Genomic DNA, 14476 nt, shown 5'->3' on the forward strand with positions numbered 1-14476 from the left:
AGTGGCGGCCGATTCCAGACATGACGATTGCGCGCAGGCGTCGCCTTGGGGTGGCCCGGATCCTGCGACGTGTCCGGATCGCCTTTGGCGAACGTGGGCCCGATTCATTCGTGGATGTCTATGCCGGCAGCATCGCTCGCCGCGCGCCGACGATTTACCTGACTGCCCTTCTGGACATTCTGTTCGTGCTGTACCGGTTTGCGGGAACGGCGCCGATCTGGCTCGAGGGGGCCGGGGGTGGTCTCGCGATATTCGCTCTCGTCCGTTCGTTCATCTGGCGCCCGGCGCAGATTGCCCGCGTGTCTCAGGTCGAAAGGCGCAGGATCCTTGCGCGGATGGCGGGCGTGGGCCTCGGCTTTTGCATCGTCTTCCTCGCCTGGACGGCCGTTCTTGCCCCCTATGGCACGGACGAGCAGCGGCTTCTGCTCGAATACATGCTGGGTGTGACGGGATTCATCACCGTTCTGGCGCTTGCGCACGGTCGCCGGATGGTGCGGTCGATCGCGCTCGCCTTGCTGGTGCCGACGACAGGTGTGGTTCTGGCGGGGTGGAGGAGCAATGGACTTGCCCTGTCGCTGGCGCAGATCATCTTTACCGGGACCATGCTGCTGACGATCGTGGTCAGCCATCGCGATTTCGTCCGGCTCGAACTGCTGGGCCGCCATTTGACCCGGCGGCTGTCGCAAGTCGCGGACGAATCCCGTTCGAATTACCGTCGGGCAACGATCGACGAACTGACCGACGGGCTCAACCGCCGGGCGATTCTCAAGCGGCTGCGCAGCGATCTGGAGCGGGGAGTCTCGCCTCGCCCGTGGCTGGCGCTGGTCGATCTCGACGGGTTCAAGCACGTCAACGACACTTATGGCCATGCCGCCGGGGACGAAGTCCTGCGCACGGTGTCGGAACGGATCGCGGCATTGCACGGGATGCTGGCGCACGGCCGGTTGGGGGGAGACGAATTTGCGATCCTGTTCGACGCGTCGCTCGACGCGGATCAGGCGGTCGCGGCGTGTCATCGCCTGTCCCGCGCGGTACGCGAACCGGTGCCCTTCAATGGAACCCGCCTGCGCATCTTTGCCTCGATCGGGCTTTACCGTGCGAACGAGAACACGACCGGGGCCTGTCTCGAACGGGCCGATGCGGCGCTCTACAAGGCGAAGGCCCTGGGCGAGGGGGCAACGGTCCTGTTCGGTCCGGACGACGAGGAAGAACTGTGCCGCCGCACTCTCATCACGCGGCAGTTCAACGACAGCGTGCTCGAGGAACGGCTGCGCCTGCTCTATCAGCCGGTGGTCGATGCCCGCGACGGACGGATCGTCGGGGCCGAGGCCTTTGCCCGTTGGTCGCCCGATGGAATCAACTGGCAACCGCCGGGCATGTTCATGGAACTGGCCGAGGCGACCGGACGGCAGAGCGAATTGACGCGGGTCGTGCTGGCCCGCGCCTTGTCCGAATGTCGGCCCTGGGAAACCGGGATCCGTCTTTCGATCAATCTTTCGCCGCGCGATGTCGTGCGCGAGGGGACGGTCGAGATGCTCGGCGCCATTGTCGAGGAAATCGGCGGGCGGGCCGAAAGCCTTATTCTGGAAGTGACCGAACAGGCGCTTCTGGCCGATCCCCGGCGCGCGACCTATCAACTCGAAGCCATGCGCGAACGGGGTTTTCGCGTGGCGCTCGACGATTTCGGCACCGGTTGGTCAAGCCTGTCGCAATTGCGTGACCTGCCGCTTGATCTCATCAAGCTCGACCGGACGCTGGCCTCGGCCCTGCCGACCGATCCGGGTGCGCGGGCCATGACGGGCATGATCGTGGCTCTCGCCTGGCAACTCGGGCTGGGGTGCACGATCAAGGGGATCGAAAGCGATGCCCAGGCCGAAGCGGCCCGGGCGCTCGGGATCACGCGGATGCAGGGCTTCCATTTCGGACGGCCTGATGGGGCTGCGTCCTTGCTTGCCTCGCTCGGGCAGTTGTCGCGGCGCTTTGCCGGATCATGATGCGGTCCCGTGGCGGGGGCCGCGCGGTGCTGCGGGCTCGCGCCGGGTGAACAGGCGGCCCTTTTCGCTGAACAGCACGAGCGCGAGTGCGCCGACGCCGCAGGCGACAAAGGCGATGGCCAGCGGCCGGGCAGTGTTGTCATAGGACTGCCCGATGATGATGCCGAGGCTGGCGGCGATGACCATGCGCAGGAACGCCTGCACCGAACTTGCCGCACCCGCAGTCCCGGCGAAAGGCTGCAACGCGATCGAGCTGAAATTGGCGCCGATGAAGCCGAGCATGCAGGCATTGAGCGCGATGACCGGCATGAACTGCCACAAGGTTTCGTGCGGTGACTGGGCCTGAACGTACTGGACGCAGCTGAACACGAGATAGAGCAGCAGCGCGCTTTGGGACACGCGCCGCGCGCCGAAGCGTTCGACGATGCGGGCGTTGAGAAAACTTGCGCTGCTCATCATCAGGGCGGTTGCGCCGAACAGCAGCGGGAACATGGCTCCGGCGCCGAAATGCTCGGCGACGAGCTGTTCGGACGTGTTGATGTAACCCAGGAGTGCGGCGAACGTCAGCGATCCACCCACGACATAGCCTGCCGAGCGGCGATGCGTGGCGGCGGCCACCATGTTCCGGGCGATCACGCCGGGCCGGATCGGCTGGCGATGGGTCGCATCGAGCGTTTCGGGCAGGCGTAAAGCGATCCATCCCCCGATGATCAGGCCGAGCAGGGCCAGCAGGCCGAAAATGGCCCTCCATCCGGCAAAGAGCAGGACGCTTTGCCCCAGAGTCGGCGCGACCATCGGCGCGATCATGAAAATCATCGAGACGGTCGAGAGGATGCGCGCCATGGCATCGCCCGCATGGCGGTCGCGAATGACCGCAGCGGGCAGGACCGATAGCCCTGCGCTCGCCAGTGCCTGCGCCACGCGCAGCGCGATCAGCATCTCGAAACTCGGCGCCGCGGCACAGCCCAGCGCCATCGCGATGTACCCGCCAAAGCAGACCAGCAGCACGCGTCTGCGCCCGAAGCGGTCGGACAGTGGTCCGGGCAGGAGCGAGCCGATCCCCGCCGCGACCAGGAACACGCCCACCACCAGTTGGCGCCGATTGGGATCGGACACGCCCAGATCCTCGGCAATCAGGCCCAGTGCGGGCAGCATGGCGTCGACGGCAAGAGCCTGCAGCGCCATGGTAGCGGCCATCATCGCGACGAATTCGAAATAGCCGATCGGGAAACCGGCGGAAGCGGGGCTGGCGGCGGAACTGGGGGGGGATCGCATGAGGCCGCTATAGGCACAGGGGCACCCGGTTCCTACCCCCGATCGCGCGGCATTTGCCGTCCGGGTGGGGCTGGGCTACGAATGCACGCGATGGGCGAGCCACCCGAGCCTTCCACGTCCGGTTTTCGCAAGGTCATCCATATCGACATGGATGCCTTCTATGCCAGTGTCGAACAGCGCGACGACCCGTCCTTGCGCGGGCGTCCGGTCGCGGTCGGTGGAGCAGCGGCACGCGGAGTCGTTGCGGCGGCAAGTTACGAGGCGCGGACGTTCGGGGTGCGGTCGGCCATGCCTTCGACCCGGGCGGCGCGGCTGTGCCCGGAACTTGTCTTTGTCCCCCCGCGCTTCGACGTCTATCGCGCGGTCAGCCGCCAGATCCACGCGGTCTTTCGCGATTATACCCCGCTCGTCGAACCGCTCTCGCTCGATGAAGCCTACCTCGATGTCACGGCGGATCTGCGCGGGATCGGTTCGGCGACGCGGATTGCCGAAATCATCCGGCAGCGTATCCGGGCCGAGACCGGCCTGACCGCCAGCGCCGGGGTTTCGTACAACAAGTTTCTGGCCAAGCTCGCGTCGGACCAGAACAAGCCCGACGGCCTGTGCGTGATCCGTCCGGGCGAAGGCGCGGACTTCGTCGCTGGACTTCCGGTGGCGCGGTTCCACGGGATCGGGCCGCGTGGGGCTGAACGGATGGAGGCCCTGGGCATTCGCACCGGGGCGGATCTGCGCGGGGTTGAGCTTGCCGTCCTGCGCAAGCATTTCGGGGCGCAGGCCGATTACCTGTTCCGGGCGGCACGCGGCATCGACTTGCGTTCGGTCGAACCCGATCGCCCGCGAAAGTCGGTGGGCGGAGAGCGCACGTTCGACCGCGACCTGTCATCGGGAACCGCCTTGCGCGAGGCGCTCGACAAGATCACCGAGATCGTCTGGGCTCGCATCGTCAAGGCGGGCGTGCATGGGCGCACGGTCACGCTGAAATTGAAGACCTCGGATTTCCAGGCGATCACTCGCGCCCGATCATTCGCCCGCCCCGTTGCCGATCAGGACGAGTTCGCGCGGGCAGGGCGCGAATTGCTCGACGCCCTGCTGCCGTTGCCGCAGCCGATCCGACTGATGGGGCTGACGCTGTCCGGCCTCGATGGCGCGAGCGAAGGGGGCGACGTCCGGTCCGACGGGGATGCCGAGCCCGCCGCCCAAGGGCAGGGGGTGTTACCCTTTTGATGCCGTATCGCGCCACAGGCGCCAGCGGACGATATGTTCGCGCGTCATGTCCGATGTAGTCGGGGGAAGCGCGTCGAGGGGGAACAGGCCGACTTCGACGATTTCACGTCCATCGGCACGCGGGAGACCGATGACGGTCCCGGTGACGAGATCGATGCGGTTGACCCAACCTTCGCGCATGGACCGGCGCACCGTGGCAAAGCAGGTGGCGTCCTCGAGCGCGCATCCCGTTTCCTCGACGATTTCGCGTCTGGCTGTGGTGAGGGCGTCCTCGCCGCGATGGCGCCCACCGCCCGGCACCAGCCATTGATCGGCAAGGTGATAGGAATGGCGGACCAGCAGGATACGTCCGTCGTCGGTGAAGCCGAGCACCATGATGCCCTCCACTTCGCGACGAAGCAGGCCCCAGATACGCAGGCGAACCGGCTGCAACAGGCGGAGCAGTCCACGATGGAGCGCAGGGGGCACGAGCTCGATCAGGTTGGTAGCGATGGTGCGTCTTGCACGCGGTGAAGTCGTCATCGGGTCATGGTAACGCTTGCCGCCGCGATTGTCCCCCCGTGATACGTGGTCTCCCGTTCTCTCCCCGCAGGCTCGACAACGAGGGGTAGCCTCTGTCATGGCCCGGGCGACGGCTCGGAGGCCGGAAGGTCCCGCAAGGGAAGAAGGAGCAAGCGGCCATGCTGATCGCGATCGCGCTGGCGATGACACCGGTACAGGGCGGGCATCTCGATTACGCCCACGCCATGGACTGCGCAGTCGGAGAAGCAGTGCTGGCCCGGCTTCTCGCCGATGACAGTGCTGCCGGATCGGCCGAGGCGGGTAGTGACGAGGCTGGCGGGGATCGGGCCCAGGCCGAACGTCTTGCCGGGCTCGCGCGCTATTGGTTCGACAAGGCGCGGGCCCAGGCCCCCGATCCTTCGACAGCGCGGGCCGATTTCGCCCGCCGTCAGCAGGCCCTTGGCGACGAGGTCGCCGCGAGCCGGGACGCGGCGAGCCTGCAGGGTCTTTTCGAAGCCCGGCTTGCCCCGTGCGAAGCGGCGATGGCCGCTTCGTCCGAGACACAGGATGAACCTCAGGCGAGCTGATATACCAACCTGCGAGGAGTTTCTCTCATCGCAGGTTGGTATAAGGCCGCGCCGCCTGAGCGAAACGTGCAGGGCCGTATGAAGCGCGTTTTTACCCGCCCAGGATCTGGGTGAGGAACCACACGCGCTGTTCGGCCTGATCGGTCCAGTCGTCCGAGGCGCCGTCGGTCGCATTGTCGCCCGCTTCGCCTGCCGCCGCCTTGGCCGCCCGGATGCGCGCGATTAGCGTGACATTGTCGTCGCGCAAGGTGCGCACCATGTCGAGCGCGTCGAGGGCACTGCGGTCGTCGTCGGCGATCACGCTCTTGCCCGCGATCGCTCCGATCGACGTCAGTGTGCCGCCACCGTTCTTGCGCACGCGTTCGGCCACGATGTCGGTCAGCGCGAAAATCTCGGTCGCCTGTTCGTCGAACAGGAGATGGAGATCGCGGAACTGCCGACCGGCGACGTGCCAGTGGAAGTTCTTGGTCTTGATATAGAGCGCGAAGAGATCGGCGAGCAGGCCGTTGAGGCTGTCGATCAGCGCCTTTTTTGCATTGTCACCGGGCATTGGTTTTCCCTTTCGCACGAGGTGTTGGAGGCCTGATACTCCTCACAGGCTGAAAGGTTTAGAGAATAAGTTTCGCCACAATGATTGAACAATCCGATCAATTTCGATCGGAAGCCGTTCTCCCGCCATCCGCCGCCAAGGGCTTTCCCGATCGTGGCGACAAAAGCATGGCGTGGCGCGCCCAAGCCAGCTAGCGTCCCGGGCAGGATGGACGTCTATCTTCCGATCGCCAATCTTGCCGTCAACGGACTGGTCATTGTCGGCCTTGGCGCGCTGACCGGGCTGCTGTCGGGCATGTTCGGCGTCGGTGGCGGTTTTCTCACCACGCCCTTGCTGATCTTCTATGGTGTCCCCCCGACTGTCGCGGCGGCTTCGGCGGCGAGCCAGGTGACCGGGGCGAGCGTTTCGGGCGCACTGGCCCATGCCCGGCGTGGGGGCATCGATTACCAGATCGGCGCGGTGCTGATCGCGGGCGGGGTCATCGGCACCGGGATCGGCGCCTTGCTCTTCCGCGTGCTGCAGGCACTGGGGCAGATCGATACGACGATCAACGTGCTCTATGTCGTCATGCTCGGCTCGATCGGGTCGCTGATGGGGGTCGAATCGTTTGGTGCCATTCGCGCGCGGCAGACCGGGCGTGCGCAAAAGGCGCGTCGCCGTCGCCATCACCCGCTGGTGGCGAGCCTGCCCTTGCGGTGGCGGTTCTATCGTTCGGGACTCTATATCTCGCCGCTCGCGCCGCTGCTGCTGGGGATTGCGACCGGCATCCTGACCATGCTGATGGGGATCGGCGGCGGCTTCATTCTCGTTCCCGCGATGCTCTACATTCTGGGGATGAGCGTCACGGTCGTGGTCGGGACGTCGCTGTTCCAGATCCTGTTCGTGACCATGGCGACGACGATGATGCACGCGTTGACGACGCGTGCGGTCGATCTCGTGCTCGCTTCGCTCTTGCTGGTGGGGTCGGTGCTGGGGGCGCAGATCGGGGCCCTGTTCGCGCAAAAGGCAAAGCCCGACGTGCTGCGGCTGGTGCTGGCGCTGATTGTGCTTGCCGTTGCGGTGCGCATGGCGCTGGGGCTCGGGTGGCGCCCGGATGAAATCTATACGGTCGTCGGCTTGTGAGGGGGCTTCGTCTCGCCTTCCTGCCGATGGCCCTGTTCCTGGTCGGTGCGCGTGATCCGGTTCCCCCGGCGCCTGTTCTCGTGCCCGAAGTCTCGCAGCATGAAATCCGTGTTGAGCAGGGGTTCACCGGGGCCGATCTTCTTCTCTATGGCGCGATCCTGCCACCCGAAGGGGCAGCGACGGCCGACGACTATGACATCGTCGTCGTGGTCGAAGGCCCGGCCCGCGCTGTCGTTGTCCGCGAAAAGCGGAAGGTTGCCGGGATCTGGATCAATGCGGCGAGCAGCAGTTTCCGTTCCGCGCCCGGCTTCTTTGCGGTTGCCTCTTCCCGGCCGGTGCCCGAGATCGTCGATGCGCGCACGGCGGCGATTTACGAACTGGGGCTCGCCTGGCTGCAATTGTCGCCGATCGGATCGATCGACCCGGCCCGGCAGCAACGCTTTGCCCACGGCCTTGTCGAACATATGCAACGCATGGGGCTCTATCACGAAGATCCCGGCGCCGTGCGGATCAGCAATCGGGTACTCTATCAGGCGCGCATCGCCTTGCCTTCCAGCGTGCCGACCGGCGATTATACCGCCGAGACCTTTGCTATCCGCAAGGGGCGTGTTGTGGCTTCGGCGATGACCCATATTACGGTCGGGAAACAGGGATTTGCCCGTTTCATTGCGGTTGCGGCCCAACATGCCGGGCTTGTCTATGGCCTGTGTGCGGTGGCGCTGTCGGTGCTCATGGGCTGGATCGCCGGACGCCTGTTCGCCCGGGTGTAAATCCGGGTGCAAGCCTGATCTCCCAACGTCCTCTAAGCATTTGCCGTTAGACCGATATTAACCGTCCCGGCCTAATCCCGTCGGCATATGTCGCCGTTCTGGCGCAGGGGGATTGAAATCCGATGACGGACATGAGCAGCCACCACACCCTTCGTGCCGAATGGGCTGGTGCAGGCTCCGGTGATGGCGAGGCCGGCAACATGCCGCCGCTGCCGCGCTCCGCGCCGCAGTCGACCGCAGGCAATCTGCGCCAGCCGATCGGCGTCGTGCGCGACGTGGCGGGCGGTTCGTGCATGGTCGTCTTCGATCCCGAACGGCTTCAGGATTGCGGGACCGACAGCGATCCGGCCGTTGCCATGTCGGGACAGGTCGGCAGCCAGGTGAAGATCCGCGTCGGCCGTTCCTGGCTTCTGGGGATCGTGCGCAAGATGCGCCAAGCCCAGCAGCAGGAAGGCCACGGCGGCATCGTCGCGGAAGTCGACTTCCTTGGCGAAGGGGATGAAGAGCGCCTGACCGGCGAGATCTTTGCCTTTCGGCGCGGCGTTACCCGCTATCCGACCCCGCAGGCGATGGTCCATGCCTCGTCGAGCGCCGACTTGCGCCAGATCTATGCGAGCGACGGCCGCGCGAGCATTTCGGTCGGAACGGTCCATCCCACTCGCGACATCCGGGGTGGGCTCTATATCGACGGGCTTCTGGGCAAGCATTTCGCCCTGCTCGGTTCGACGGGCACCGGCAAGTCGACCTCGGCCTCGCTGATCCTCCACCGGATCTGCGAACTGGCGCCGCAGGGACACATCGTGATGATCGATCCGCACGGCGAATATATGCAGGCCTTTCGCGATACCGGCTACCTGCTCGACGTGTCGAACCTGCAGATGCCGTACTGGCTGATGAATTTCGAGGAACATTGCGAAGTGTTCCTGACTTCGAGCGGGTCCGACCGTGTGGTCGATTCCGACATTCTCGCACGGTGCCTGCAACAGGCACGGGCGAAGAACCGGTTGGCTTCGGCAATCGGCAAGATCACCGTCGATTCGCCCATTCCCTATCTCCTTTCCGACCTGCTCAACATTCTCCAGAACGAGATGGGCAAGCTCGACAAGGGGACCGGATCGATCCCCTATCAGCGGATCAAGGCCAAGATCGAGGAAATCCGCGCCGATCCCCGGTACCAGTTCATGTTCTCGGGGATGCTGGTCGGCGATTGCATGACCTCGTTCCTGAGCAACGTGTTCCGCCTGCCCGCCAACGGCAAGCCGATCTCGATCATCGACGTGTCGGGCGTGCCGTCGGAAATTACCTCGACCGTGGTCGCGGTGCTGTCGCGGCTGGTGTTCGACTTTGCCGTCTGGGCGCGTGACGAGGAAACCCGTCCGATCCTGCTGGTCTGCGAGGAAGCGCACCGCTACGTTCCCAATGAACGCAATTCCGACGGGTCGTCGGTCGCGCGGGTGTTGTCACGTATCGCCAAGGAAGGGCGCAAGTACGGGGTCAGCCTTGGCCTCATTACCCAGCGCCCGTCCGACCTTGCCGAAGGCGTGCTGTCGCAGTGCGGCACGATCATTGCGATGCGTCTCAACAACGAACGCGACCAGGCCCATGTGCGCGCGGCCATGCCCGAAGGCGCACGCGGGTTCCTCGACGTGATCCCGGCGCTGCGCAACCGCGAATGCATCATCTGCGGCGAGGGCGTTACCATTCCCATGCGGGTCGCGTTCGACGATCTCGATCCGCGCCTGCGTCCGGCTTCGGCCGACCCGTCCTTTGCCGTGCAGTGGGCCAAGTCCGGCGGCGAGGAAGCCATGGTCGAGCGCACCACCCAGCGCTGGCGCGCCCAGAGCCGCTGACGCTCCCGCTTGCCGTCCTCGTGACGGCAGTCGGGCATACGTCAAACGTCCCATGCGCGCCTGCGGGCCGCGCGCCTATCAGGGGAAATGGCCCTCTCGTCCGTTTCCCCACCCGCCGACAGCGCAGTGCCGCGCGCGGGGGGCGACTATGTTCTCCGTGACAAGCGGGCCTACAACAAGTGGGTCGCCAGCGAGACGATGGAGGACTACGCGTTGCGCTACACCGCCGCCTCGGCGCGGCGCTGGAGTGCAGGGCGCGTGGCGGGAACCGCCATCGGTGCGACGGCCTTCCTTGCCTGCGAAGCGATCGGCGGTTCGATCACGCTCGCTTTCGGTTTTGCCAATGCGGTGGCCGCGATTGCCGCGACTGTGGCCATCATGTTCGCGCTGGGCTTTGCCATTGCGCTTCATGCCGCGCGGCATGGGCTCGACATCGATCTCCTGACGCGCGGGGGTGGGTTCGGTTATCTCGGCTCGACGATCACCTCGCTGGTCTACGCCTCGTTCACGTTCCTGCTGTTCTCGGTCGAAGCCTCGATCATGGCCAATGCGCTGGTGGCGTTGCTCGGCCTGCCGCTGGCGCTTGCCTATCTGGTGAGCGCGTTGGTGGTGATCCCGATCGCCTTTTACGGGATGAGCGCGATCACCCGGTTCCAGCGCGCGACGCAGGGGGTGTGGATCGCCCTGCAACTGGCGCCAATCGCCTATATCGGCCTGTGGCAAAGGCCCGCACTGGCGCAATGGGCGGCCTTTCCCGGACTCGATGGCGGGCATGGCGGGCTCTCGCTCATTCCCTTCGGCTTTGCGGTCTCGACCTTGCTGTCGCTGTTGCCGCAGATCGGGGAGCAGGCTGACTATCTGCGGTTCATGCCGCGCCCGGCGCGACCGGCGGCGCTCGGCTGGTGGTCGGCGCTCGTCGGAGCGGGGCCGGGCTGGGCGCTGATCGGTGGGGGCAAGCTGCTCCTGGGGTCGTTCCTTGCGCATTACCTGTTGCAGCGCGGCTTCGGCCCCGCCGCGGCGCAGGACCCGATCGCGATGTTTCGCGCGATTTTCACCGCCATGACCGGGAACGGCTGGTTCGGGCTGGCGCTGGCGGGCGTGCTTGTCGTCGTCTGCCAGATGAAGATCAATGTGACCAATGCCTATGCCGGATCGATCGCGTGGTCCAATTTCTTTGCCCGGCTGACGCATAACCACCCCGGGCGCGTGGTGTGGATGCTGTTCAATGTCGGCGTTGCGGTCCTGTTGATGGAATTCGGGATCGGGCGGCTGATGACGGCGGTCCTGCCGGTCTATGCCTCGCTCGCGGCGGGCTGGATCGGGGCTCTGGCCGCCGATCTCATGGTGTCGAAGCCCCTCGGCCTGTCGCCAGCCGGGATCGAGTTCAAGCGCGCGCACCTTTACGATCTCAATCCGGTGGGTGTGGGGGCGATGGCCCTGTCGATCCTCGTCTCTCTGCTGGCGTGGCTGGGCTTTGCCGGGGATGTCGCCCGCGCGTTCGCGCCGGTTCTGGGGCTTGGCGTCGCGTTCGTCGCGGCGCCGCTCATTGCGCTCGCGACACGAGGGCGCTGGTACATCGCGCGCCGGGCCGACCGGATCGCGGAAGACGCCATGGCGACCTGCACCATTTGCGAGAACGCCTTCGATGCGCCCGACATGGCGTTTTGCCCTTTGCATCGTGGGGCGATCTGCTCGCTCTGCTGCACGCTGGAGGCGCGTTGTCACGACCGGTGCAAAGTCGACAGCCGCGCCACCGAGCAGGTCGCGGGTTGGCTCGAACATCTCCTGCCCGCTGCGCTGGGCCGCCATGTCCACAGCCCGCTCGGCCATTTCGCCATGGTCATGACGGCGGTCGCGGCGCTTGAAACCGCAATCGTGGGTGGCGTCACCTGGCGCTTGTCGCGTTTCCTTGCCGGGGATGCGCTCGCTTCCCTGCGCGAGACGATGCTGATCGTGCTGGTGATCCTGTTGTTCCTGGGCGGGGTTGCCGGATGGATCGTCGTGCTGGTGCATCAAAGCCGCCGTGCCGCGCTCAAGGAAGCCGATCATCACGTCAGCGCGCTGGAAGAGGAAATCGCCGCCCACGGCGCCACCACCCGCGAATTGCACCGCGCCAAGGAAGCCGCCGAATCCGCCAATGCGGCCAAGAGCCGTTATCTTCTGGCCGTCAGCCACGAGATCCGCTCGCCGCTCAATTCGATTTACGGCTATGCGCAATTGATGGAGCGCGGGCACGATATTGCCCCGGCCGAAGCTGCACGTATCATCCGGCGCAGTTCCGAGCACCTGACCAATCTTGTCGAAGGCCTGCTCGACATCAGCCATGTCGAAAGCGGAGTGCTGCGGATCAGCAACGACACCGTGCGTTTGCAACCCTTTCTCGATCAGATCGCCAGCATGTTCGTGCCGCAGGCGCAGGCCAAGGGGATCGCGTTTGATTATCGCTGCACCGGGCACATTCCGACCTATGTCCGCACCGATCAGAAACGCCTGCGCCAGATCCTGATCAATCTCCTTTCCAATGCGATCAAGTTCACGCAGGCAGGCTCGGTCCGCTTTACCGTCGCGTTCCGCCCGGAACTGGCGACTTTCACGATTGCCGATACCGGCATCGGTATTGCCGCAGAGGATCGCGAACGCATCTTTGCCCCGTTCGAGCGCGGCAGCCATCCCGAGGCGCAGCGCCAGCGCGGGATCGGCCTCGGCCTCGCGATCACGGCGGCGCTGGTGCATATTCTGGGCGGGGACATTCAGGTCGAAAGCGTTCCCGGCAAGGGGGCGACGTTCACCGTGCGCCTGCGGCTGGGGCAAGTCATGGGCGCCGCCGATCCGGCGGCAGGCGAAGTCGCCCAGGCGATCGAAGGCTATGAAGGGGCGCAGCGCTCGATCCTGCTGATCGACGATGATCCCGATCAGCTGCGGCTCTTGCGCAGCCTGCTCGAACCGCTCGGCTTTGCGGTCCATGCCGCGCCCGACGGGGCAAAGGGATTGGCGCTTGCGCAGGCAGAGCAGCCCGAACTGGTCCTGTGCGACGTGTCGATGCCGGGCCTTTCGGGATGGGACGTGGCAAAGGCCCTGCGCGAGACGTTCGGCGAGGCAATCCGCATCGTCATGGTCTCGGCCGATGCCCACGACTTGCGCCGTCATGCGGGAAGCGCCTCGCACGACATGTTCCTGATCAAGCCCGTTGAACTGGGCACTCTGCTCGATGTCGTCGGGCGCGAACTGAAACTGCGCTGGACTGGGGCGACCGTGCCCGAGGCGCTGATCGCAGCGACGCCCGACCCCGCCGAAAAGCTGCCCGAGGCGGCGCGGGCCTATCTGACCGAGATCGAAAGCGGCATCCGCATCGGCGACGTGCGCGGGATCGAGCAGAGCGTGCGCGCACTTGAACAAGCCGTGCCCGAGGCGCATGCACTGGCCGGACATTTGCTTGCCTGTCTCGATCGTTTCGATCTTGCCGGGCTGGCCGCTGCGATCAGGGATGTGACATGAGCCTTTCTGCCCCCGCACCATCCCCGCGCGCCGATATCGTTCTGGTGGTCGACGATACGCCGGAATCGCTGCATTTCCTGTCCAAGACGCTGGAAGCCGACGGCATTCGCGTGCTGATCGCGACAAGCGGCGAGGCGGCGATCGAATTGCTCAACCATATCCGTCCCGACCTCATCCTGATGGACGCGGTCATGCCGGGGATGGGCGGTTTCGAGGCGACCCGCGCGATCAAGGGCAATCCCGCGACGGCCGGGATTCCGGTGATCTTCATGACCGGCCTTACCGAAAGCGAGCATGTCCTTGCCGCGCTCGACGCGGGTGGGGTCGACTATGTGCGCAAGCCGCTGGTCGTGGCCGAACTGATCGCGCGCGTGCGGGTGCACATGAACAATGCGCGGGTTTCGGAAAGCAGCCAGGCAGCGCTCGATGCGTCGGGCCGTCACCTGATCGCGCTCGATCCGGTGGGGCAGCTCAAATGGTGGACGCCTTATGCCGGGACGCTGCTGTCCGAGCATTTTCCGGGCTGGACGCTTGCCCCCGGAGCTTTGCCCGAGGACTTGCGCGGGCCGATCGCGCGTCTTCTGGCCGAAAGCGGGGGCCGCTCGGTACGGGTCGAATTGGCGCAGTCGACGCTCGAACTGGTGCGGGTGACGCAGTTGCGAGGCGAGGAAACGCTCGTTCGGCTGAACGATGTCAATCCCGCCGCCTATGTCGCTCGGTTGCAGGGACTGCATGGCCTGACCCTGCGCGAGGCCGAAGTCCTGCTCTGGCTCAGTTACGGCAAGCCCAACCGGATGATCAGCGAAATCCTGACCATCTCGCCGCGCACGGTGAACAAGCATCTCGAACAGATTTTCGAGAAACTGGGCGTCGAAACCCGTGCGGCGGCGGCGGCTCTGGCGGTGCGAACCCTGACCGAGTGATCGTTCAGCGCGCGAGGAAAGCGAGCACGAGTTCGTTGAAAGTGTCGGCATGTTCCCACTGGGCCCAATGGCCGCAGCGGGCAAAGACGTGGAGCTGGGAATGGGCGATCCCGGCGAGCAGGCGCAGGCCCACGTCCATCGGCACGAAGCGGTCGTCGCGGCCCCAGACGATGAGCGTGGGCGCA

12 protein-coding genes are annotated in these 14476 nt (G+C 65.5%); 8 read left to right on the forward strand and 4 right to left on the reverse strand.

The annotated features are described in order from the left end of the window. The first annotated feature begins 110 nt into the window (after positions 1 to 110). Positions 111 to 1994, forward strand: coding sequence for a putative bifunctional diguanylate cyclase/phosphodiesterase (locus Y88_RS13925; protein ID WP_232281075.1), 1884 nt, complete (start codon positions 111 to 113; stop codon positions 1992 to 1994). Here the strand turns inward: Y88_RS13925 and Y88_RS13930 are convergent. Continuing rightward, positions 1989 to 3269, reverse strand: coding sequence for a multidrug effflux MFS transporter (locus tag Y88_RS13930; RefSeq protein ID WP_008070334.1), 1281 nt, complete (start codon positions 3267 to 3269; stop codon positions 1989 to 1991). The two genes, Y88_RS13925 and Y88_RS13930, sit on opposite strands and share 6 nt — an antisense overlap. Before the next feature lie 81 nt (positions 3270 to 3350). Between Y88_RS13930 and dinB the strand changes: the two genes are divergently transcribed. Further along, on the forward strand, positions 3351 to 4493 hold the full coding sequence (dinB, locus tag Y88_RS13935; protein WP_008070335.1) for a DNA polymerase IV: 1143 nt from the start codon (positions 3351 to 3353) through the stop codon (positions 4491 to 4493). Here the strand turns inward: dinB and Y88_RS13940 are convergent. Further along, on the reverse strand, positions 4482 to 5015 hold the full coding sequence (locus Y88_RS13940; protein WP_008070336.1) for an NUDIX domain-containing protein: 534 nt from the start codon (positions 5013 to 5015) through the stop codon (positions 4482 to 4484). The two genes, dinB and Y88_RS13940, sit on opposite strands and share 12 nt — an antisense overlap. A 158-nt stretch (positions 5016 to 5173) precedes the next feature. Between Y88_RS13940 and Y88_RS13945 the strand changes: the two genes are divergently transcribed. After that, the gene (locus Y88_RS13945) at positions 5174 to 5581 is read left to right on the forward strand and encodes a hypothetical protein (protein WP_008070338.1); all 408 of its coding nucleotides are present in this window, start codon (positions 5174 to 5176) and stop codon (positions 5579 to 5581) included. 91 nt (positions 5582 to 5672) lie between these two features. Here the strand turns inward: Y88_RS13945 and Y88_RS13950 are convergent, their stop codons facing one another. Next, a complete protein-coding gene (locus Y88_RS13950) occupies positions 5673 to 6131 on the reverse strand; it encodes a Dps family protein (protein WP_008070341.1) in 459 nt (152 codons plus the stop codon). Positions 6132 to 6338: 207 nt separating this feature from the next. Here Y88_RS13950 and Y88_RS13955 point away from each other — a divergent pair, with 207 nt between their 5' ends. From Y88_RS13955 to Y88_RS13975, 5 genes are all read left to right on the forward strand, one after another. Continuing rightward, positions 6339 to 7253 (forward strand): sulfite exporter TauE/SafE family protein, encoded by a 915-nt coding sequence (locus Y88_RS13955; protein ID WP_018075436.1) that lies wholly within the window; start codon positions 6339 to 6341, stop codon positions 7251 to 7253. A gap of 26 nt (positions 7254 to 7279) precedes the next feature. Beyond that, a complete protein-coding gene (locus Y88_RS13960; RefSeq protein WP_018075435.1) occupies positions 7280 to 8023 on the forward strand; it encodes a TIGR02186 family protein in 744 nt (247 codons plus the stop codon). 122 nt (positions 8024 to 8145) lie between these two features. After that, the gene (locus Y88_RS13965; RefSeq protein ID WP_008070353.1) at positions 8146 to 9873 is read left to right on the forward strand and encodes an ATP-binding protein; all 1728 of its coding nucleotides are present in this window, start codon (positions 8146 to 8148) and stop codon (positions 9871 to 9873) included. 87 nt (positions 9874 to 9960) lie between these two features. Further along, the gene (locus Y88_RS13970) at positions 9961 to 13368 is read left to right on the forward strand and encodes a hybrid sensor histidine kinase/response regulator (RefSeq protein WP_008070355.1); all 3408 of its coding nucleotides are present in this window, start codon (positions 9961 to 9963) and stop codon (positions 13366 to 13368) included. Beyond that, positions 13365 to 14291, forward strand: coding sequence for a response regulator transcription factor (locus Y88_RS13975; RefSeq protein ID WP_018075433.1), 927 nt, complete (start codon positions 13365 to 13367; stop codon positions 14289 to 14291). Before Y88_RS13970 ends, Y88_RS13975 begins: the two co-directional genes overlap by 4 nt. A gap of 4 nt (positions 14292 to 14295) precedes the next feature. Here the strand turns inward: Y88_RS13975 and Y88_RS13980 are convergent. Next, positions 14296 to 14476: alpha/beta fold hydrolase (locus tag Y88_RS13980; RefSeq protein WP_040702560.1), on the reverse strand; the 181-nt coding region annotated here is incomplete at its 5' end.

This window comes from Novosphingobium nitrogenifigens DSM 19370 (assembly GCF_000192575.1).
Lineage (GTDB): Bacteria > Pseudomonadota > Alphaproteobacteria > Sphingomonadales > Sphingomonadaceae > Novosphingobium > Novosphingobium nitrogenifigens.